Origin of the sequence: Streptomyces sp. NPDC007164 (assembly GCF_040634135.1) — a bacterium.
Taxonomy (GTDB): Bacteria; Actinomycetota; Actinomycetes; order Streptomycetales; family Streptomycetaceae; genus Streptomyces; species Streptomyces sanglieri.
Window position 1 is genome coordinate 641339 of the sequence record NZ_JBEYFB010000001.1, and the last position, 20203, is coordinate 661541.

At 70.5% G+C, this 20203-nt stretch carries 21 protein-coding genes and 1 pseudogene; 4 read left to right on the forward strand and 18 right to left on the reverse strand.

Going from position 1 to position 20203, the window contains the following annotated elements:
* The first annotated feature begins 184 nt into the window (after positions 1-184).
* Complete coding sequence (locus ABZ622_RS02910) at positions 185-1144, forward strand: BTAD domain-containing putative transcriptional regulator (RefSeq protein ID WP_360539669.1); 960 nt, start codon at positions 185-187, stop codon at positions 1142-1144.
* Positions 1145-1194: 50 nt separating this feature from the next.
* Here ABZ622_RS02910 and ABZ622_RS02915 read toward each other — a convergent pair whose 3' ends face one another.
* From ABZ622_RS02915 to ABZ622_RS02960, 10 genes are all read right to left on the reverse strand, one after another.
* On the reverse strand, positions 1195-2076 hold the full coding sequence (locus ABZ622_RS02915) for an ABC transporter permease subunit (protein ID WP_360539671.1): 882 nt from the start codon (positions 2074-2076) through the stop codon (positions 1195-1197).
* Positions 2073-3062, reverse strand: a complete 990-nt coding sequence (locus ABZ622_RS02920; protein WP_360539673.1) for an ABC transporter ATP-binding protein — start codon at positions 3060-3062, stop codon at positions 2073-2075. Before ABZ622_RS02920 ends, ABZ622_RS02915 begins: the two co-directional genes overlap by 4 nt.
* 86 nt (positions 3063-3148) lie before the next feature.
* The gene (locus tag ABZ622_RS02925) at positions 3149-3664 is read right to left on the reverse strand and encodes a multidrug transporter (protein ID WP_360539675.1); all 516 of its coding nucleotides are present in this window, start codon (positions 3662-3664) and stop codon (positions 3149-3151) included.
* Between the two features lie 52 nt (positions 3665-3716).
* On the reverse strand, positions 3717-5864 hold the full coding sequence (locus ABZ622_RS02930) for a peptidase domain-containing ABC transporter (protein ID WP_360539677.1): 2148 nt from the start codon (positions 5862-5864) through the stop codon (positions 3717-3719).
* Positions 5861-6373 (reverse strand): hypothetical protein, encoded by a 513-nt coding sequence (locus ABZ622_RS02935; RefSeq protein ID WP_360539679.1) that lies wholly within the window; start codon positions 6371-6373, stop codon positions 5861-5863. The genes ABZ622_RS02930 and ABZ622_RS02935 overlap by 4 nt, the downstream gene beginning before the upstream one ends.
* Positions 6367-9681, reverse strand: coding sequence for a type 2 lanthipeptide synthetase LanM family protein (locus ABZ622_RS02940; RefSeq protein ID WP_360539681.1), 3315 nt, complete (start codon positions 9679-9681; stop codon positions 6367-6369). The genes ABZ622_RS02935 and ABZ622_RS02940 overlap by 7 nt, the downstream gene beginning before the upstream one ends.
* Positions 9682-9769: 88 nt before the next feature.
* The gene (locus ABZ622_RS02945; RefSeq protein WP_124269439.1) at positions 9770-10012 is read right to left on the reverse strand and encodes a mersacidin/lichenicidin family type 2 lantibiotic; all 243 of its coding nucleotides are present in this window, start codon (positions 10010-10012) and stop codon (positions 9770-9772) included.
* A 25-nt stretch (positions 10013-10037) separates the two neighbouring features.
* A complete protein-coding gene (locus ABZ622_RS02950) occupies positions 10038-10259 on the reverse strand; it encodes a mersacidin/lichenicidin family type 2 lantibiotic (protein ID WP_266689337.1) in 222 nt (73 codons plus the stop codon).
* Positions 10260-10733: 474 nt separating this feature from the next.
* Entirely contained in the window at positions 10734-11162 is a 429-nt protein-coding gene (locus tag ABZ622_RS02955; RefSeq protein WP_360539684.1) for a DUF3592 domain-containing protein, read from the reverse strand.
* Positions 11163-11264: 102 nt separating this feature from the next.
* The gene (locus tag ABZ622_RS02960; RefSeq protein ID WP_360539686.1) at positions 11265-12242 is read right to left on the reverse strand and encodes an EamA family transporter; all 978 of its coding nucleotides are present in this window, start codon (positions 12240-12242) and stop codon (positions 11265-11267) included.
* A gap of 150 nt (positions 12243-12392) precedes the next feature.
* Between ABZ622_RS02960 and ABZ622_RS02965 the strand changes: the two genes are divergently transcribed.
* On the forward strand, positions 12393-13337 hold the full coding sequence (locus ABZ622_RS02965) for a LysR family transcriptional regulator (RefSeq protein ID WP_360539688.1): 945 nt from the start codon (positions 12393-12395) through the stop codon (positions 13335-13337).
* Positions 13338-13466: 129 nt separating this feature from the next.
* On the opposite strand, the pseudogene ABZ622_RS02970 reads toward ABZ622_RS02965, so the two are convergent.
* The 6 genes and pseudogenes from ABZ622_RS02970 to ABZ622_RS02995 all read right to left on the reverse strand — a co-directional run.
* Positions 13467-13666 (reverse strand): annotated as a pseudogene (locus ABZ622_RS02970) (hypothetical protein); the annotation flags it as partial.
* A complete protein-coding gene (locus ABZ622_RS02975) occupies positions 13662-14408 on the reverse strand; it encodes a hypothetical protein (protein ID WP_360539690.1) in 747 nt (248 codons plus the stop codon). The pseudogene ABZ622_RS02970 and the gene ABZ622_RS02975, both read right to left, overlap by 5 nt.
* Positions 14405-15250, reverse strand: coding sequence for a helix-turn-helix transcriptional regulator (locus tag ABZ622_RS02980; RefSeq protein ID WP_360539692.1), 846 nt, complete (start codon positions 15248-15250; stop codon positions 14405-14407). Before ABZ622_RS02980 ends, ABZ622_RS02975 begins: the two co-directional genes overlap by 4 nt.
* Positions 15247-15978, reverse strand: coding sequence for a DUF6879 family protein (locus tag ABZ622_RS02985; RefSeq protein ID WP_360539694.1), 732 nt, complete (start codon positions 15976-15978; stop codon positions 15247-15249). Before ABZ622_RS02985 ends, ABZ622_RS02980 begins: the two co-directional genes overlap by 4 nt.
* Before the next feature lie 177 nt (positions 15979-16155).
* Positions 16156-16788, reverse strand: a complete 633-nt coding sequence (locus ABZ622_RS02990) for a hypothetical protein (RefSeq protein WP_360539696.1) — start codon at positions 16786-16788, stop codon at positions 16156-16158.
* Positions 16785-17042 carry a hypothetical protein gene (locus ABZ622_RS02995; RefSeq protein WP_360539698.1) on the reverse strand — a complete coding sequence of 86 codons (258 nt, stop codon included), beginning with the start codon at positions 17040-17042 and terminating at the stop codon, positions 16785-16787. The genes ABZ622_RS02990 and ABZ622_RS02995 overlap by 4 nt, the downstream gene beginning before the upstream one ends.
* A gap of 140 nt (positions 17043-17182) precedes the next feature.
* Between ABZ622_RS02995 and ABZ622_RS03000 the strand changes: the two genes are divergently transcribed.
* Both ABZ622_RS03000 and ABZ622_RS03005 read left to right on the forward strand, forming a co-directional pair.
* Positions 17183-18013, forward strand: coding sequence for a helix-turn-helix transcriptional regulator (locus ABZ622_RS03000; protein WP_360539700.1), 831 nt, complete (start codon positions 17183-17185; stop codon positions 18011-18013).
* The gene (locus tag ABZ622_RS03005) at positions 18010-18219 is read left to right on the forward strand and encodes a DUF397 domain-containing protein (RefSeq protein ID WP_360539702.1); all 210 of its coding nucleotides are present in this window, start codon (positions 18010-18012) and stop codon (positions 18217-18219) included. The genes ABZ622_RS03000 and ABZ622_RS03005 overlap by 4 nt, the downstream gene beginning before the upstream one ends.
* A 268-nt stretch (positions 18220-18487) precedes the next feature.
* Here ABZ622_RS03005 and ABZ622_RS03010 read toward each other — a convergent pair whose 3' ends face one another.
* Both ABZ622_RS03010 and ABZ622_RS03015 read right to left on the reverse strand, forming a co-directional pair.
* On the reverse strand, positions 18488-19012 hold the full coding sequence (locus ABZ622_RS03010) for an AAA family ATPase (protein ID WP_360539704.1): 525 nt from the start codon (positions 19010-19012) through the stop codon (positions 18488-18490).
* A 65-nt stretch (positions 19013-19077) separates the two neighbouring features.
* Positions 19078-20016 carry a MarR family transcriptional regulator gene (locus tag ABZ622_RS03015; RefSeq protein WP_360539706.1) on the reverse strand — a complete coding sequence of 313 codons (939 nt, stop codon included), beginning with the start codon at positions 20014-20016 and terminating at the stop codon, positions 19078-19080.
* Positions 20017-20203: the final 187 nt, after the last annotated feature.

Genomic DNA, 20203 nt, shown 5'->3' on the forward strand with positions numbered 1-20203 from the left:
CCTATGTGCGTTCCCCCTGCCCTGACCACGCAGGAGACGATATGACGCACTTGAGCCGGATCTCGCCGGACATCGCACGAAGGGTCCTCCTCCCTACCCGGTTCGGCGGCGAGAATCGGACAACAGAGGTTCTGCGGCTCACCACCGGCTCGCAATTCACTGCGTACCTGTGAGAGGACCCCTGTTGATCCAGTCCCCACAGACCGACCCTCCCGACGGATCCGCTCCCCACGCCGTCGGGAACGAGCCGGCCCCGGCCGGCTGCTCCACCCCTGCGACACCGCCCGACACCCACGACGAACGCCCGGATCCGCGCTTCGGCGTCCTCGGGCAGCTCTCGGTCCACGGCAGGACCATGTCGGTCACCTCACCCGTCCGGCGCGCGGTCCTCACCGCGTGCCTCCTCCGGTACGGGCGGCCCATCGGCAACGCGGAATTCAGCGAGATCCTCTGGGACGATCCGCCGGTTTCGGCCACGGCGAACCTCCGCAGCCATGTGACCGGACTGCGCCGGGACCTCGACGAGGTCGAACCCGGGCTCGGCGACCGAATGCGGACCTACCGCGGCGCCCAGTGCGGGTACGGACTGGAGATCGCGCCCGACGAGTTCGACCTGCCCCGGTTCACCGCCGCGGTCCAGCGTGGCCGGAACTGGCTGTTACGCGGCTCCCACAAGTCGGCGGTCGACGCCCTGGAACAGGCCGTGGGTCTCTGGAACGGTCCCTTCGGACAGGACCTCCCGCCCACTCGGTGGTTCAACGCCCACATAGCGGGGCTCAACAACGCCCGGCTGGACGCCTATCAGGACCTGTTCACCGCGTCCGTCCTCGCGGGCCGCACCACCATGCTGGCCTACCGCATCGAGAGCGTGATCGCCGAGGCTCCCTACCGCCAGCACCTGTGGGAGCTGCTCGCGGCGGTGCACTGCCTGCACGGCGACACCGTCAGCACGCTGTCGGTGGTCAGCCGCTGCCAGAAGCTGTTCGCGGAGGATCTGGGGCTCGATCTGCCCCCCGGTATCGAGGCCATGCGGAAGGCGGCCCTCAACTGGGACCGTGAGGAGGCCATGCGGCTCGTCGCGTCCCGGACCCAGGACTCCGCGGAGCGGTGCCAATGCCGAAGACCCCCGCGTCCTTCTTCCTGACGCGGAGGCCTCGCACCTGAGGGTCCGGTGGCCGTCCGGCCACCGGACCCTCAGGTCACGTCCCGCCGGAGCAGCAGCAGCGTTCCCGTGAGGCCGCCGGCCAGGCTGTAGGCGACGAGCACCACGGCGCCCGTCCAGGGAGCGGGGGCCCCGGCGAAGAGCTCACCGGGTGTGGTCATGATCTGGGACGCCACTCCGGGCAGCAGCACCTGGGCCTGGAGCACCCAGTCCTTCTCCAGGACCAGGTCGTGCACGACCTGGAAGGCGAACGCGACGACGACCGAGGACAGGAAGTACAGCACCGCCGCGGTGACGGTGGCGGCGGTCTGGCTGCGGATGAGCACCCCGAGGCCGAAGCCGAACACGCCCCACACCAGGTAGGCGGCCAGGTTCAGCAGGACCGCGCCGAGCACGTCCCCGCTCCCGAGCCCGAGACCGGCGCCCTGAGAGGTCAGGAAGATCCCGCCGACCACGAGGCTTCCCAGCGTCGCCGCCAGCCACAGCCCGGCCGAGGAGATGAGGACCACGACGAGCTTGGCCGTGACGACGCGGCCCCGGCGGGGCGCCGCCAGGAACGTGGCCGTCAGGGTCCGGTACTGGTACTCGTTGGTCACCAACAGGACGGCCAGCACACCCGCCAGCAGCAGGCCGAGGGTCTGCCCGGAGGTGTAGAGGGTCGCGGCGATGCGGCCGGGGGCCGACTGGGTCTCCCAGAGGTTGTGCATCGTGCCGACCTGCTCGGCGGACATGTCCTCGCGGGGGGTCAGGATCGCCCCTGCCAGATAGTCCTCGAACGGCTGCATGAAGGTGTGGGCCTGCCAGCTGTTCCACAGTGCCAGCAGCACCGCCGCCGCGGCCATCGCCGCGCCCGCGATCCACCAGGTGGGCAGCGTACGGAGCTTGAGCAGCTCGCTGCGGATCAGCCCCCTCATCGGATCTCCGCCTTTCCTTGTGTGAGCCGCAGGAACGCCTGTTCCAGATCGGGCGTGTCCTCGGCCAGTTCGTACAGTTCCCCGCCGTGGGCGGCTGCCGCCGCGGCCACCGCTCCCGTCCCGAGGCCGGTCACGATCAGGAGTCCGTCCCCGGCGGGCGGACGCGTCACGGCCGCTCCCGCCGAGGTGAGCGCCGCCGCCAGTTCCGCGGGCCGTGCGGCACGGACCCGCACCCGGGCCTCGCCCCGCACCCGGGCGGCGATCTCGCGGCTCGACCCCTCGGCCACCAGCCGGCCCTGACTGATGATCACGAGGTCGTCGGCGGTCTGCTCGACCTCGGATATCAGGTGGCTGGAAACGAGCACCGTACGGCCTTCGGCGGCCAGCGTCCGCAGCAGGGCCCGCATCCAGGCGATCCCTTCGGGGTCGAGCCCGTTGGAGGGTTCGTCGAGGATCAGGACGGGTGGATCGCCGAGCAGCGCCTGGGCGAGGTTGAGGCGTTGCCGCATGCCGAGGGAGTACTCCCCGTAACGCCGCCCGCCGGCCTGGGCCAGTCCGACGTGGTCGAGCACCTCGTCGGCCCGGCGGGCCGGCAGGCCCGTCGCCGCGCACTGCACACGCAGATGGTCACGGCCGGTCCGCCTGCGGTGTGTGCCGGACTCGTCGAGCATCGCCCCGACGGTTCTGAGCGGCTGTGCCAGGTCCCGGTACGGCCGTCCGCCGACGGTCGCGGTGCCGGACGTCGGGGCCGTCAGGCCGAGGAGCATCCGGAGCGTCGTGGTCTTGCCCGCACCGTTCGGGCCGAGGAAGCCCGTGACGCGTCCGGGCGCGACCGTGAAGGACAGGTCCTGCACGGCCCATCTGTCGCGGTACCGCTTCGACAGGCCGCGGAACTCGATCGGCCGGCCGTCGGCCCGGCCCTTCTCGTCCCGCGCGTCCCGCGCGTCCTTCGTTTCCGGCGCGTCCGGCGCTTCCGGTGGGGTCATGAACTCTGTTCCTTACGTTCGCGCGGCTGCCGTGCCGGGCGTCACGGGCACGGGCGTCGGGGCCGCTGGAATCGTGCGTGGGGCCGTCAGGTCCGTACGTGCCGGTCGCGGTGGGCGCGCAGGTCCTCCGCCAGGTGCGATCTGCGCAGCCGGCGGGTGCGCAGCAGCCTGCGCCAGTCCGCCGCGGTGTCGTGCATCAGCTGCCGGTGGAAGTAGTTGACGTACTCCGCCAGGCCCAGGCCGTACAGCACGAGGCCGGGGGCCCAGTCGGACGGCGGCCGTCCCGGGAGGGCCGGAACGATGACCGCGAGGCCGGCCACCAGGGCCAGGGCACACAGCGGCCGGAGCGGGCGGAACACCCCGATCGCGGGCGGTCGCCGTGCTCCGGTGCGCAGTTGACGTGCCTTCAGCGCCCAGTACCCGGACCCGATGAGCAGGAGCCCGGCCACCAGGGCGAAGCCCACCGCGTTCGCGGTGCTGAAGGGGGCGCCGAGGGCCGCGAACACCGCCCAGCCGATCAGGGCGATGTTCGCCGCTTCGAGGAGGGTCAGCGTGCGCAGCCGCCTCAGAAGCGCCGGCCGGGAGCGTGTCGCGGGGGTCATGCTCCCAGCATCGCGTGCCACGCCGGGCCCGGGGGACGTGCGCGGGAATCGGTCAGTCATGGACCAGTTGCTGGCCGACGAGGGCCGCGTACGCACCCCCTCGCGCGACCAGCTCCTCGTGGTCGCCGTCCTCGACGATCCGGCCTCGGTCGATGACGAGGATGCGGTCCGCGTCGCGCACGGTGCTCAGCCGGTGCGCGATGACGATGCGGGTGCAGTCGAGTTCCGAGAGGTTCTCGTGCACGACCGCCTCGGTGGTCGCGTCCAGGTGACTGGTGGCCTCGTCCAGCAGCAGAACCCTCGGCCGGTGCACGACGGCGCGGGCCAGGGCGACCCGCTGCCGCTGCCCGCCGGAGAGACCGTTGCCGCCTTCGCCGAGGATCGTCTCGTACCCCATCGGCATGTGTGTGATGTCCTCGTGGACCGCCGCGAGGCGGGCCGCCTCGACGACATCGTCCAGGGTGGCATCGGGCATGACCAGCGCGATGTTGGTCAGCACCGAGCCGCTGAAGATGTCCGCGTCCTGGGTGACGACGCCGCACTGCCGGCGCAGGTGTCCGAGGTCCAGCTCGGTCAGCGGGGTGGCACCGTAGGTGATCTCCCCGTCCGTCGGGTCGTAGAGCCCGAGAATGAGACGGGCCAGGGTGGACTTTCCCGAACCGCTGCTGCCGACGATGGCGATCTTCTCGCCCGGCCGGACGGTGAGGGAGATGCCCGACAGGGCCTCCGGTCCGTCCCCGGAGTAGCGGAAGCTGACGTCGGTCAGGGTGATCGGCTTGCTCAGGTCCGCCTTCCCGGACCCCTGCCCCAGGGACTCCGGGGGTTCGTTCAGCACGTCGCGCAGCCGGTCTAGGTGGACCCGGATGGTCTGGAACGTCTTGATGCTGCGGCCCAGTTGGGCCACCGGGGCGAGTGCGGAGCCGGCCAGGGCGATGAGCGCGAGCATCGTTCCCAGCGACAGGTTGTCGCTGAGGACGAGGTAGGCGCCGAGTACGAGCATGAGCAGCGGAGAAGCGGTGCCCAGCATGCCGAGGACGCCGTCGATCGCGTTGTCCAGTCTGCTCCGGCGTACGGAGGACTCCAACTGCTCGGTGAACTTCTGCGACCACCGGCGCACCACGACGTGTTCGGCGCCGGAGGACTTGACCGTCTCGGCGCCGGTCACCGCTTCCAGGAGCGTGCTCTGCGCCTCCCCGAGCGCCTGGAGTTCGCGTTCGGTCAGCCGCTGCGCGGTCCGGGCGGAGGCGAACATGATGACGAGCTGGACAGTGGCGACGGCAAGGATCGCGGCGACGAACAGCAGGGACTTGAAGCCGATCACCACGAGGTAGACGCCGAGCAGGGCCACGTCCAGGAGGACCGCCAGAAGCTGACTGGAGACGGCGTCACGGACGTACGTCATGCTCGACACCCGTACGAGCAGGTCGCCCCCGGTGCGCAACTGGAAGAACTTGTACGGCAGGGACATCAGGTGTCTGAGGAACGTGCCCATCATCGACCAGTCCATCCTGGTCTGCAGCCACAGCAGCAGCTCGGCCCTGGCCAGCGTCATCAGACCGTGGCTCACGGTGTACGCGACGAGACCGGCCGCCAGGACGAGCAGGGTGTCCTCGCCGCGCCCCGGCAGGACGCGGTCGACGATGTACGCCGTCAGGAAGGCCGGGAGCAGTCCGAGCAGCGTGAGCGCGGCGGAGGCGCCGATGACCCCGGAGACGACGGGCACGGAACGCGGCAGGAAGGGCCGGACGAAGGACCACAGTCCTGCCTCGGCGCCGTCGCGGCGTTCGAGCTCCTCGGTCGGCTCCAGCTCCAGCGCCACCCCGGTGAAGGAAGCGTCCAGTTCCGCGTAGCTGATGTGCCGCCGTCCGGACGCCGGGTCGACGATGTCGACCCCGCGGCGGGTGAAGCGCTCGATGACGACGAAGTGGTTCATGCCCCAGTGCGCGATCAGCGGCAGGACGAGCCCCCGCAGCGCCTCCGGTTCCGCGCGGAACGCCCGTACCTTCAGGCCCAGTTCGCGCGCCTGCCGGGCGATCGAGGCGGCGCTCGCCCCGTCGCGCGAGAGCACCATCCGGTCGCGCAGCTCCGCGACGGTGGTGGCGCGGCCGTGGTGGCCGAGCACCATGGCGAGGGCGGCGACACCGCACTCGACCGAGGTGGACTGCAACCGCACGGGCACCCTGCGGCGGATGATGCTCACTGGTTGCCCCTTCCGTCCCAGATGTCCATGAGCAGCGGGCGGGTGCCCTGGTCGAGGACCACGGACGCGCCCTCCTTCAGTCCGCCGGCGACGCCACCGGGAAGTTCGACGAGCACCATGGTGACCTGGGACCCGCCCTGACCGGTCTGGAAGTCCTTCACCCGGCCCTCCACAGGCCGGCCGTCCACGCGCAGCAGGATGTCGCTGCCCTTCGCGGGCGGGCCGAAGCCCGGGAAGGCGAGCACGCCCTGGCGTCCGTTGACGCCGGCCAGGGTGCCGGTCGGCCCGACCGGCACCCGCACCATGAGGCCGGCCACCACCGTGGCGGCCAGCAGCAGGGCCCCGGCCAGGGCCCATCGCCACCGCGGCCGCATCTGTTCGGGGTGGAAGCCGGTACGGACCGCGCCACGCGGGTTGGCACGGTAGGCCGCCACCATGCTCGGCCGGTAGACGCCTTCGGAGAGGGCGCCGTCCGGTGGGGCCGCCGGTGCGGACCCGCCGTTCAGCACGTCTTCCCCCGGGTGTCGGGGCCGGCGAGCGTCAGCAGGTCCGGCACCCGCTCGGGTGCGGCCTTGCGCGCCAGTCCCCAGGCGATGCCGGCCAGACCGGTCATGAGACCGGGTGTCTCCACGCCCTTCGGGACGCCGCACAGCCAGCCGTTCTCCCGGCCCTCGTGGAGCAGCGTGTTCCACACCCGGGGCAGCAGGCCGGCGACCTCCGGCTCCTGGTCGGCTCTGCTGCTCTCGTCGATGATGAGCAGATTGCCGATGTCCCCGTGGCACAGGCTGTGGTTGCCGAGACCGGACACCGGGTCGAGGTCGAGGCCGGTCGAGATGGCGGCGAGGACCGCCATGTGCCGGTCGCTCTCGATCAGGTCGGCCAGTTCCGGGACGGTGCCCAGCTCCTGGAAGGCGTTGCGGGCCATCGCGATGCCCGGGGCGCCGTGGCACCAGGCGTTCATGACCGTACGCCCGCCGAGGTTGGCCGGCCGCAGGTCGCGCCAGGTGCGCAGCTCCGGGTCGAAGGCGGTCCGTTCGTACATGAGCGCGTGCCGGACGGCCTCCTTGTACTCCGGGCGGGGGGCGGCCCGGTCGAGCCGGGCGAACGCGTACGCGATGCCGGAGGCGCCGTGCGAGAAGCCGGCGAGCGGCTCCTCGGGGTTGATGGGGGTGGCCCAGCCCCATCCCTCGCCGCGTTCCTGCCGGGTGGCCAGCAGGCGGTCGGCGCAGCGCGCCGCGATCCGGGCCGCTCCGATGCCCGGCCGGGCGGTCTCCAGCGAGAGGAGGGCGAGGATCGCGCCCGCCGAGCCGGAGACGATGTCCAGGAGGGGGTCCTCGTCGACGAGTTCGTCGATGGCGGGCAGCAGGGCGGCGGCGGCCTCGGCGTACTCGGGCCGGTCGTGGCGCACGGCGGCGTGCGCCAGGGCGTAGACGGCACCGCCGAACGGGCCGAACGCGCCGATGCCGAACTCCGCGGCTCCCGGCTTCTTCGCCAGGCTCGCCAGCGTCTCGGCGATGAGCACCGACCGCTTCGCCACCTGGTCGAAGGCGGCCTGGGCCAGCTCGCCGGTCCGCTCGTCGCCGGTCACGGCCGCGACGGCGTCCAGGGCGTGCGCGATGCCGGCGGTCCCGGTGTAGAGGCCGATCGGTGCGGGCGCGTACTGCCAGTACTTCTCGTCGACCAGGTCAAGCCCGATCCAGCCCAGCCCGTGTTCGTCGCGGATGCACAGGTCCGACAGCCGGTGCGCGAGGCGCAGCGCCTCCTCGGCGAAGTCGCCGGGGTCGGCCGCGCCGTCCAGCCGGGGGCGGTGCCAGTTGGGCCAGCGGGCGTCGCTCTCGCCCATGGCGGTGGCGGCGACGCAGGAGCGGATGACCCGCGCCTGGAAGGCGAGGTCGGCGTCGCCGAGGGCGACGAGGCGTTCGCGTACGGCGGTGAGCGGCGGGTAGCGGGTACCCATCGGCAGGCCGTCCAGTCCGCCGCGCAGGGTCCCGGAGTCCGCGTCGACGGTGAACATGGGGATGTCTCCGAGGGTGAGCTCGGCGACCTCGTCCAGGATCATCGCGTTGCGGGACTCCGGCATCTCGATGTGTCCGCCCGCCAGCCGGGCGAGCGAGCGGGAGTGGTCGAGGCCGTCGCGCATGAAGTCCGGGTGGGTGCTCTCCAGCAGCAGCCGGCCGTAGATGTGGGTCGGCCTGGCGATGAGCCGGGTCCGGACGAGGCCGAAGGGGGTCAGCGGCCCCTGGTCGGCGAGGAGTTCGTCCCGGCCCGCTTCCAGCAGCCGGTAGACGTGGGTGAATCCTTCGACGAACGAGTCGACCCGGCCGACCAGGTCGATCGGTTCGCCGTCGGCGGTCATCGGGTGGTTGCGCTCGGCGTCCATCTCCATCCGGCGCTTGACCAGCCGCATCCGGTCGGTTCCGGTGTCCTCCCAGGTGGGCACCGGCATGGGGGTCAACTGCCCGCCGTGGCCGGCCAGTCCGCTGACGTCCAGGCCGAAGGTGCCGTCCTCGCCGCGCACCAGCAGGTGGTTGGGGAGGATGCCCACGGACTGGACGGAGTCGGCGAGGGTGACCGCGGCGATGTCCGTCTCGCCGTCGATCTTGACGACGGCCGCGGTCTTGTCGTTGTGCAGCAGCGCCTCCAGGTCGACGAGAACCGGGTGCTCGCCCGCGGCCAGCACGTTCTCGAAGTGGAAGTCCGTGGCGTGCAGCAGATAGAGGAGTGACGTCAGGGCACCGAGCCGCCAGGCGTAGCGGTCGCCGCCCTCGGCGTCGGTGGTCGCGGTGGTGTCGACCTGTTCGACCCACCCGTGGCTGCCGCGGTCCACGATGCCGATCCGGGCCAGGTCGTGCGGGGCATCCTGCTGGTTGACCCAGTCCAGGAGCCCGTCGAAGGCGGTGTCCATGGCCAGCGGGCGGGGCTTGAAGACCAGGGTGGTGGTGTCGAATTCGACCATGGCGACGGAGCGGCCCCGCCGGTGCTTGTCGCCGGCGCCGAACTCCAGGCGTTCGAGCCGCTGGGGTCCCGGGGCGGCGAGCAGGCTCTCGCGCAGTACGGGGAGGTCGGCGACGAGCGCCTCGATCAGCTCGACCCGCGTGTCGATCCAGAAGCGGAGCTGGGTCACGATCAGCCGTGCCAGGACCGGGTATTCGTCCCAGAGCGCGAGGGCGTTGCCCTCCGAGCGGAGCAGTTCGACGTACGAGGAGAAGCGCTCCTCGGAGGTCTCGCCGCCGAGCCGGTCCTCGACGCGGGCGATGTTGAGTTCGAGTACGAGGGTCCGCTGCACATGGCCGAGCAGGTCGGCGGCCGGGGCGGTCGCGCGGACGACGTCGAGGATGTGGCCCGGGTCGGCCATGAGGGGGTCGTCGCTGTTCCGCACACGTTCCTCGACGAGCGCGTCGAGTTCGTGGACGGCGCCCTCCACGAGGGGGCGGATCACTTCCAGGAGGCCCATGTCGGGGTCGAGGCGGCGGTCGGCGTCCGTGGTGGCCATGCCCTCGGCCCACCAGCGCCTGAAGACCTGGTGCCAGTCGGGTTCGTCCGCCAGGCGGGCGGCGAGGGACGTGTCGCTCTCGCCGAGCAGAGCGGCCAGTTCGTCGGCGCCGACGCCCAGCGGTGCGAGCCGTGCGTCCAGCGTGGCGCGCTCACCGGTCAGCGGCGCCAGCTCCCGCCACATGGCCAGGCGCTTCTCGCCTCGCACCGGGTCGGACTGCGACGGCGTCCCGACGAGTCTTTCGCTCAGGGTGGCGGCCCGGTGCCAGGGGAGGTGGGCCCCGGCCGACCCGCTGGTGGGGTGCTCGCTTGCGACGTCAGGCATTCCGCTCTTCCTCCTGGGGCATGAACGCGACCGGCGGGGGCGCACAGTCGCCCGCCCCTGCCGGTCACGCCGTTTCTTCGGTACGCTGCTAGTTCTTGCAGGGCTTACCGGGGTCGCAGGCGAGACCACATACGGTCCAGCCCGAATACCACGGCAGGCACGAGCAGCACCCGAGAGTGCCGAGAACTCCGGAGCCGGCTCCGTTGATCTCGGTCAGCTCCTCGTCGGTGATTGCGGTGAGGCCTTCGCCCGACGGATGGGCGGGGGCCTCACTCCCGAGGGACAGCCGGTAGTCGGCGTCCTTCCAGGACCGGACTATGTCCACGAACATCACTCCTTGTAGGAAACTGTCAGGCTCAGCAACAGCCGCGCGTGCCCATGTTGCAGCTGCCGCAGAGGGTCCCGGTCGGGGAGCACACCGTCACGGTCAGAGTGATCGTGGCGCACGCCCACGTGGTCCCGCCCGCAACGCCGTCGAGCTGATCGTCGGCCAGCTCGACGAGGCCGGCCGGGTTGGCGGGAGCCTCGCTGAGGGTGGCCCGGTACTCGGGGTCCTTCCATGCGCGAACAAGGTTCATTTGTCTGTCACCTCCTTTCGCTGAGGATGTGAACCGGGCCTGTGGGGCCTGGTTCCGAGTGCCATCCTCAGCGGCCCTCATGCAGCCGGAATATCGCGCGGGCGGCTCCGTGCGCACACGCGGCGCATACGCCGACGATCGCCGCCGCGGATCCGCGGTGGGTCCGCCGTGGATCCGCCGCGATTCCCGAACCCCGCCCGGTGACACCGCACTTGGGCGGCGGGCGTGGTGTACCGAGGGCGGCGCGTACCGGAAGTGGGCACGGGGAGGCGGCGCGTACCGGAGAAGGGCACGGAAACGCGGCGCACACCGGAAAGGGAGCGGCGCACACCGGAAAGGAAGGGAGAAGGAAGGGAGGGGAAGGGAGGGGAAGGGAGGGGAAGGGAACGCGGCGCGACGACGGACAGCCCGTACTCCGGCTCCGTCAGCCCCGGATGCGCGGCGCCCCGGCGGCCGGGCGGTGCCGGGCCGTACTCAGGGGATGAGGGCGATGACGAACGCCGAGACCAGGGCGAAGAAGCTGCACGCCGCGGTGATCAGGGCCCTGGCGTGGCGCATTCCGAAGGACGGGGCCCGGGTGGTCGCGTCCTTCGGGTTCGCGGCGCCGTAGTAGACGGTCACGGAGTCGCCCAGGGCCGGGGTGAGGCGCGACTGGCGTTCCTCGAAGCTGACGGTGTGCCCGTCGGCCGTACGGAACTCCAGGGTGGGGTGGGTCTGCGCGAGGGGGCCGCCCTCGGGGCTCTGGACTTCCTCGGCGCGCAGGGAGACGCACCGGGCCTCGGCGGTGAGCCCCTCGGCCCAGGCGGCCCGGAGCCGGGGGCCCTGGAGCTGCCGGTCCAGGTTCTTCCCGAACATCACGGCCGCGCCGACGGCGAGGACGAAATAGACGGCGGCGATGACCATGGACTCCCCCTGCGGGATCTCGTGTATCGGGCCGCCATGATCCCGTGCGCGGCGGCGGGCCGACAAGGGCCCGCCCGGGGACGTCAGACCGTCCCCGGGACGTCAGCCCCGCTCGCGCGGCTTCGCGCGCCGCGTCTGGCTCCGTACCGCGCCCATGCTCGCCCCGATGACGAGGGCGATCGCCAGTGCGTCGGTGGTCGTCAGGGCCTGGTCCAGGATCAGGAAGCCGGCCGTGGCGGCGATCGCCGGTTCCAGGCTCATCAGGATCGCGAAGGTGGGCGCGGGCAGGCGGCGCAGCGCCATGAGTTCGAGGGTGTACGGAAGCACCGAGCTCAGCAGCGCCACCGCCGCGCCCATCCCCAGCGTGGAGGGGACCAGTAGCTTCGAGCCCGACTCCATGACGCCGAGAGGCAGGGAGAGCAGCGCGGCGACGACCAGGGCCAGGGCCAGGCCGTCCGCCTGGGGGAAGCGGCGGCCGGTGCGGGCGCTGAAGACGATGTACGCCGCCCACATGGCGCCCGCGCCGAGCGCGTAGGCGGCGCCGACCGGATCGAGGCGGTCGAAACCTCCCCCGCCCAGCAGCACGACGCCGCCCAGCGCGAGCCCGGCCCAGACCACGTTGATCAGGCGCCTGGAAGCGAAGACCGAGAGGGCGAGCGGGCCCAGCACCTCCAGGGTGACGGCGGCGCCCAGCGGAATGCGGTCGGCGGCCTGGTAGAAGAGCGTGTTCATGCCGCCCATGGCCAGCCCGAAGGCGAGGACCGTGCCCCAGTCGGCGCGCGAGTGCCCGCGCAGCGTCGGGCGGCAGACGACCAGCATCACGAGCGCGGCCACGGCCAGGCGCAGGGTGACGACGCCGAGCGCACCGGCCCGGGGCATCAGCAGGACCGCGACGGCGGAGCCGAACTGGACGGAGAGGCCGCCCGCGACCACCAGCGCGACCGGGGCGAGCGCCGCGCCCCGGCCCTTGGGGCGCGCGGGGCCCGCCGCGTCGCCCAGGGCGGAAGCCGCCTCGGGTACGACGACGGCCGCGGCCTGCTCGGCGGCCGCCGCCCCTGCTGCACTGCGCTGGTCGTTCACCTGCGGTGTTCCTCCCGAATCCGGCAGTTCAATTCAATGCACTGCTCGATTGAAGATACTGCACTCCGCACACACGGTACGTCCTCTTAAGGTAGGTACCTCCGCGTGCCACGTGAAATGTCGATCGCGCTCCGGTTATGCTCCCGGCGCATGAGCATCGGGCCCTCCGGACAAAGCACCGGTCGCGGTATCGAAGTCCGCCATCTGCGCGCCTTCCTCGCCGTCGCCGACGAGGGCAACGTCACCCGCGCCGCCGCCCGCCTCCGCCTCACCCAGCCCGCGGTCTCCCGCACCCTCGCCGCCCTGGAGCGCCACCTCGGCATCCGGCTGGTCGACCGCTCCACCCACCATCTCGCCCTCACCCCCGAGGGCGTCGCCTTCCGGGACCGGGCCGCCGTCGCGGTAGCCGCGTTCGACGAGGCGCTCGACCCCGGCGGGCCGCCCCGCCGGCCGCTGCGGCTCGGGCACGCCTGGTCGGCGTTCGGCCCGTACACCACACCGCTGCTGCGCCGCTGGCAGGAGCTGTGTCCGCAGACCCCGCTGGAACTCCTGCGCATCGACGACCGCACCGCCGGGCTCACCCGCGGCGAGGTCGACGCCGCACTGCTGCGGGGGCCCGTGGAGGCGCCCGGCCTCGTCACCGAAGTGCTGTTCGAGGAGGACCGGGTGGCGGCGGTCGCGGCGGACGGCCCGCTCGCGGACCGCACGTCACTCCGCCTCACCGACCTGGCGGCCGAGACCATCGTCCTGAACACCGTCTCCGGCACCACCACCGTGGACCTGTGGCCCCCGTCCGCCCGCCCCACCGCGACCCTCACCGTCGCGAACACCGACGACTGGCTGACCGCCATCGCGGCGGGCCGGGGCGTCGGAGTCTCCGCCGCGTCCACCGCCGACATGCACCCGCACTCCGGTGTCGCCTACCGCCCGCTCGTCGACGCCCCGTCCGTACCCGTACTCCTCGCCCGGCGGGACGTCCCCGGGCACCCGGCACTCCCAGACCTGGTCGCGCTGGCGCGCGAGGTGGTGGGGCGGCAGAAGGTACTCAAAAGGCAGTCCCAAGCCCATGGCGAGCACCCCGACCAGGCCCGCTGACAAGAGACCGCCGATCAATCAGATCGGACGGGATCTCACGAACTCTTCCTCAGCGAACTCAAGAACAGCCGCGGGCCGGGAGGCTGCGAAGTCCCATCGCCGCCTCACCCGAGGCATGGGCCGCACGCGCATCAACGCCTGCAGCAGCACACGCCCGACCGGCTCAGGACGGGACGGCCACGCCGCCTCGATAGTGAGGCGCGCCGCGCCGACTGGGCCAGTCAGTGGTGAATGGTCTGCTCGTTGACGGTCACGGCCTGCTGAGTAGCCCATTGGACGGTCTCACGATCGGTGTGCGTCGCACTGCGGTCCGCATGATGTGTGTCAATTCCTTTCCGGCCACACAGGGGGGTGCTCGGCGGCAAGGTGGTCGATGATCGAGTGGGCGAGCAGAGGAAAGAAATCGACGAAGTCGACGCTACCGGATCCTCCTCTGAGGACGTAGGAGAAGAACCGGTCCATCGCGCCTTCATCGTTCTGGAACAGCGCCAGGGCCTCATAGCTTTCGGCAGCCAGACCGGGCAGCCTCCACATACAGAGAGGATGAGCTTCCTCGATAATCAAGGCAATTCCCTCCTCGATGGTCGAGAACTGCATGTCATCGGAGATCACCACCCCATCCTGCCCGAAGTAAATAGGCATGAACTGACTGAAGCGCGGGAACCTGAGCGAGATCTCATAAGCTGTCATTTGACCCTGCCGATATTTATCGTCAAGCAACAACCCCTTCCGCTCAAGAATATACGCAGCAATATCACGATAAACCTCGGGAGTCCGACCGGGAGGAACTGCTGCCGGGATGTGATCCAGGGCTCGCGAACTCGGATCAGCACTGAAGATATCCGCAGCCCTGAGCAGTTGGGAGGAGACCTCATAGCCATTCCTCCCGCCCTCGTCCCTGGCGTAGTACAAGCCGCGCACCGTGGGCGCCAGTCTCATTTTCCACTCAGATGAATCATCGGGAATGCCCGTGGAAGAAAATGGAGCAAGCGCGATTCTGGCACCCTGCAGGCTGAAATAATCCATCAAATCCTGCCGCAACACACCGCTTCTCTCCCGGTTCGATGTCATTTACTCTCCGGAATCCTTCGGGTCGGCCGGCTGCCCGCTTGCGGTGCACCGTACTCGGCAGACTCCGCCAGCCATTCCCACGCCCGCTCATACAGGCGTACGTCCTCGTCGTTGGTGAGCCACAGTTCCTCGGAGATCGTCTCGACGATGGTCAACCGACTGTCGTAGATCCAGAACGCATGGGGTGCGGTACGCCGCAGCTGCGCAGCGAACGGGATGATGCCCAGCTCGATGCGCTGCTGGCCGACAAGGTTGTAGAGGCGGTCGAGTTGCTCGGCCATCACCTGGCTCGGGCATGGCCGGTGGTACAGAGCGGCCTCGCAGATCAGGAACCGGAACGTCTTCTCCGGGTCGTACAGGGCCTCTTGCCTGCGCATCCGCTTCTCAACGGCGGCCTCGGTCGTCGCGGGGATGCCCCTGAACTCGGCGAGGGAGTCGAAGACGACGCGCGCGTACTCCGGAGTCTGGAACAGGCCGGGAATCCGCGAGACCTCCATGCCACGGATCTGCTTCGTGTTCCCGGTGAGCCTGACCGCGATCTCCTGCCTGTTACGGATGCCTCCGGCCAACTGCTTGCGCCATGAGCGGTTGCGTTGCTTCATGTCCAGTCCGACCAGCAGGCCGTGCAACTCGGGCTCGACAACCGATTGTTCGACGGCATGCGCCCACGCGGTGAGATCGGCACGCGTAGGGGTCTGCTTGCCGTTCTGGAGCCGTGAGACCTTCGAAGTCTGCCAGCCGAGCCGCGCGGCGAGTTCCTTCCCTTCAAGCCCGGCCTCGGCGCGCAGCTCCCGCAGGCGCGCGCCGAGGGCTTCGCGGGCTGTCTGGAAGTCGGTCGTCACACAGTCGAAGCTACAGCGAATTGCCGGGTGGGCACCGCGTGATGCCAGGCCGCATCGCGGGCCTGGCAGGCGGCAAGCACCTCGGCCGGATCCTCCGTTACGTACACACCGAGCGTGGTGTCGCTCTCGTCGAACGCGAATCGAGCCACGGTCCTGGAATCGAACAGCCAGAAGTCGTAGTCGGGCAGCCGCAACTGTTCGGCCCGCGCACGGGTGAGGTTGCGGATGTCCTCGCCGGCTCGCACATTGCCGGGCGCACTCGCGAGAAGGAACCGTTGGCCTTCGGTGGGCGGCTCGTCGACCAGGCGTACTCGCTCGATCCGCTTCCCGGCCGCTGTCTGTCCGGCGACGTTCTCCAGCCACGCGCTCGTGCCGCCGGCGATATCCTCGCCGGCCTGCCAGTGCGCCCACTTCGGGCTGTTCCTGTCGGAGGCGTACCCGCCACGGGTCTCCAGCCGCCACGCCGTGTGCCGAAACTCGCGGAACAGATGGGAAACCGAGGAGAACGGCTGCAACTCCGGCTCCTCGGCCCGCGGCGCGAACCGGGTGAGCAGGCTGCGCGGGACGCGGACGAACGTCTCGCGCGGCTTCACGTCTCGGAGCTGCACCAGGTGTTCGGGGTTGGTCTCACGGTCGCCCTGTACAAGGACCTCGTCCGTGCCCTCGATCTCGTACAGGGTGGGACAGTCGCCTTCGTCGCTGGTCGAACCGATGAACCTGAGTGTCATGTCACCCTCCACGTTTGCGGGGTCGGAGATCCAGGAGGGCGTCGCCGGGGCGGGCGGGGATTGCGGCGAGTTGCGTCCTCCCCGAGTGGCTGCGTGACGGGCGGCGCAATTGGGCGCAATAGACCTGCTCACCGCCTCGGGGCACCGGTGACGGGCTGCGTCCCAGCGGTGGACTCGTCACAGGTAGAGCTGTCGCTCGCAGGCCCGGCAGAAGGTCTTGCCGTGGCGACTCACGGTCCGCCGGTGCTCGCACACCGTCGTCCCGGGCGCGTGCGCGGGCACGGCGAGCCTCGCCGATCGCGGGGCGCGATCACCGGCCCCGTCCCGTCCGTGTGCCTGGGCCCGCACCATGGCGTCGAGTTCTACCAGGCACGGGCCGCACGCGTACACGTCGCCCGTCGCGCCGGGGGTGTTCACGGAGCCGACCCACAGCACGCGCACGCCTTCGCGTCGGCAGTACAGCCAACAGGCCCCCGTCCCCCATGGGTTGCCGTCATCGGTCTGCGCGACGAGCGGCCACGCGTCGCGCCACGGCCGTCCGGCAGCGGGGGCGAGCATCACGACGTGCCTCCGTACGTCAACGGCCGCAGCACCGCGTAGTCGCCGAAGTTTCCGGCGGTAGCGTCGGTGCCCCGTCTCCTGCGTGTGCCTGCGCTGCCACTCCTCCACCGGTCCGGGGTCGTTGCACGCACCGGACTCCACACCGCACTCGATCTCGCCGCCGGACACACAGCGGGCCTCGTACTCCGGTTCCGCCGTCGCGTCCTGCTCGACGGAGAACGGAACGTAGCGGAACACCCGCCGGGTCACCGCGCCGCCTCCTGCCGGGGTCCGGCGCCCCGGGGCCGGAGCGCGGCGGCGAGCGCGTGGGCCGTCGCCACGTTGCAGCGCCCCAGGTCGACCAGAACGCGCGGGGCGGTCCCGGCGCAGGAGACGGCGTCGAGGGACAGGGACGGCAGCTTCACCCCCGCCGCCTTGAGCGCCTCGCTCAGTTCATCGCGCGCCCGCTCGGCGTCCCCGATCCCGACTCCCGCCGCCTGCCGCCCGTTGCCTGTCGTCGCCATATCTGCCACTCCGTACGCCATTGACCGTTCGGTCCCGCTCGCTCTGTGTGACTCCCTACTCACACCATGACTTGGAGCCACGTACGCTCGATAGATCTGGACCCATTCCAACGCAGGCTGAATACCAGGGAGTTGAACAGGTGAGCGAAGGGGCTGACCAGGCACGGGAGCCCGCGAACGGTGCCGTGTACTTCGGCGAGGAGACCAAAGCACTGCGTGAAGCCCTGGTGCTCTCGCAGGAACAGTTCGCGGACAAGCTGCACTACCGGCAGGCACAGGTCAGCAAGGTGGAGAACGGTGCCGTGCTCGCGTCTGAGGCCTTCGCGGAGGCCATGGACCGCGTGGCCAGCACGCCGGGTGTGTACATGCGTCTGCGTGCCAAACTGAGCAAGCAGGGGCATCCCGAATGGTTCGTGCCGTACATCACCCTTGAGGAGTCCGCGAGCGGGATCACGGACTACTCGTGCACGTTTCTCATGGGCCTGTTACAGACCCCGGAGTACGCGACGGCCGTCATCCGCGCCGCCTTCCCTCGCGAGACGACGGAACAAATCGAACGGCGCGTCGAGCTGCGCATCAGGCGGCAGGTCGTCATAGAGCGCGACGCGCCACCGCTCCTGTGGGTCGTGATCCACGAGGCCGTCCTGCGCGCATGCGTCGGCGGCCGGAGCGTCATGATCGGGCAGCTTGAACACCTGATCGCGCAGATGACATCGCCCCACGTCACGGTCCAAGTGCTGCCGTACAAAGCAGGTGCCGCGCCCAGCCACCTGCCGTTTACGCTGCTCTCGTTGAACGACGCCCCCCACGCCGTCTACACCGAGACTCCCACCCATGGCGGACAGGTGGACGACACCTCTAGCGTGGTGGCGACAGCCGTCAGCATGTTCGACCGGCTTCGCATGGCGGCGCTGTCCGAGGAAGAGTCACTGACCCTGATTCGCAAGATCATGGAGGATCACACCACATGAGCAGCACTCCCGACCCTCGGTCCATACGGTGGGTCAAGAGCACCTACAGCGGCGGCGAAGGACAGTGCATCGAGTGGGCGCCCGACCACGCGCGCGCAGCCGGTGAGTTCCTGATCCGCGACAGCAAGAACCCCAACGGCCCGCACCTGACCCTGACGAACGAGGGGTTCACCGGACTCGTGGAGTTCGCCAAGCACCACGGATGACCGGCCCTCGCCCCACCACCCCCGCCGGGCGCGCGAGGTGGTGGGGCGGGAGCACCGGCTGAAGCAATGTGGCTCGGAGGCCGTCAGCCTGGGGTCACGCCCCGGTTCGAACCGGACGACGGGCACCCGGCGGCGGTTCAGTTCCGCGATGACCAGATCAGCGGTCGCGTCCTCGCGCTCGGTGCAGACCATCACCGGGCTCCGCCCATGGCGGCGCTTCCTGGGAACTGTCCGGCGGATACTTCGGCTCAGTACGCCAGGGTCGGGTTCACGCGAACGACGGCCACCGATCGGCGGCCCACTCCGACCATCCCGACCACCCAGGAGGCGGACCTGCAATTTCATGCCCACCGAGTTCGGCGGTGTCTGGCTTCTCGAAGAGCGTGTTCCAGTGCGCGAGGTCTGCTTCGCTCATCGGGAAGGTCTGATCCGGGGTGACCGACTGGCGATGGGCGATTCGAGCACGTTGGGTCTCCTGGTCCAGCGGCATGTACACAAGTCGGCAGGATGCCCCCACGGACTCCGCCAACCAGCGGATCGCGGACCTCTCGTCACGGGACCAGCATCCGAAATCCAGGATCACACTGGTACCGAGTCTCAGCGCCTCCAGACCGAGCCAGAGCAGCCGGCCTTCCAGCACGTCGCGCTTCCCATCCGCCTCCGCCTCGCCGAACAGCGGAATCATCCACTCGTCCGGCGTCAGCCGCAGGGCGCTGTGCTCCTCGGCGAGTTGCCGGGCTCTTGTGGTCTTCCCGGCCCCGGGCAGGCCGACGGTCAGGAACAACGTCGTCACACCCGGATCGTAATCCGGAAGACCGGGTGCAGGGCGACTGCTTTTCGGGGCGCCGGTCTCCCTCGTCAGGCCGGGCCGGTTTCGCGGCACGGCCTGCACAGGCCGTCGTGGAAGGCCTCGGGCCTCCCCGGCGCGCCGCACTCGGTGCACTCGACCATCAGGCGGCGTACGGGAGTTGCCTGCGCGGCCGGGGTCGTGGCGGGCAGGCGGGGCGGGAGCTTGTCGCGGAGGCGGCGGCGGACGAAGCCGAAGGGTGAGTCGACGGACGCGGGGAGCCCGGCGGTCAGGGCGTGCGTCAGGTAGTCGGCGTCCACACCGCGCGCGAACCACTCGGCCGCCGCCTGCTCCAGCGCCGCACAGTCCGCTGCCGAGAGTGCCAGGCGGGAGTCCGTACGGCCGAGGCGGGCCAGGGCGGCGAAGGCGGGAGAGGGGTCCCCCGCCGCCATGTGGACCGGCGCCGACGCCCGCTCCGCAGTTCGCTGCTGCGGGACCACCGGGGCGGGTGGCTGTGCCGGTACGGGTGCGGGAGCAGGTTCGGGCTCCGGTGCTTCGCCCGGGGCAGGTGCGCCTGCCTCCGTGGCCTCCTGCGGTGCGGGGTGGTGTTCCTCGGCGGCCAGGAAGGCGGTCCACCACTCGTTGTCATGGGCGGTGCGGGACCAGAACGTGCGGGTCACCCAGCGGACCTGGTCGCCCTCGCCGCTCAGGCAGCGGACGTGGCGCAGATGACCGGCCACGCCCAGGGCCCGCAGCGCGCTGCCGACGGCCATCTGTCCATACAGCGGCTGGCTCCTGGCCAGCGACTTGATGTCCATCGCCGCGCCCTCGGGCAGCGCGTCCACGTAACCGGCGATGTGCCGCTCGCGTTCGGGGAGGAGCGTGAAGTCACCCTCGCCGTCGCGGCGTTGCTTCGGTACGGATCGCTTTCCGTAGCCGGGCTTGGCCTTCGGGTGGGAGCGCGAGGATGCGGGCGCGTGCAGGGCAGGGCTAAGGTTTGAAACAGCCACGGGATCGCCTTCGAGTTATCGATCTTGGGGTCAGGCCCCGGCCGGTGCTGAGAACACCGCGTCGGGGTCGTTACGTTGGGCACCGTAAGCAGCCGCGACTCCGCGCCGCAAGTTGGTCACGACTAGTCATACTTGCTGGCCGTGACGGGGCGGGGAGGGTGGGGAGGTTTTCCCAACCACCTTTATT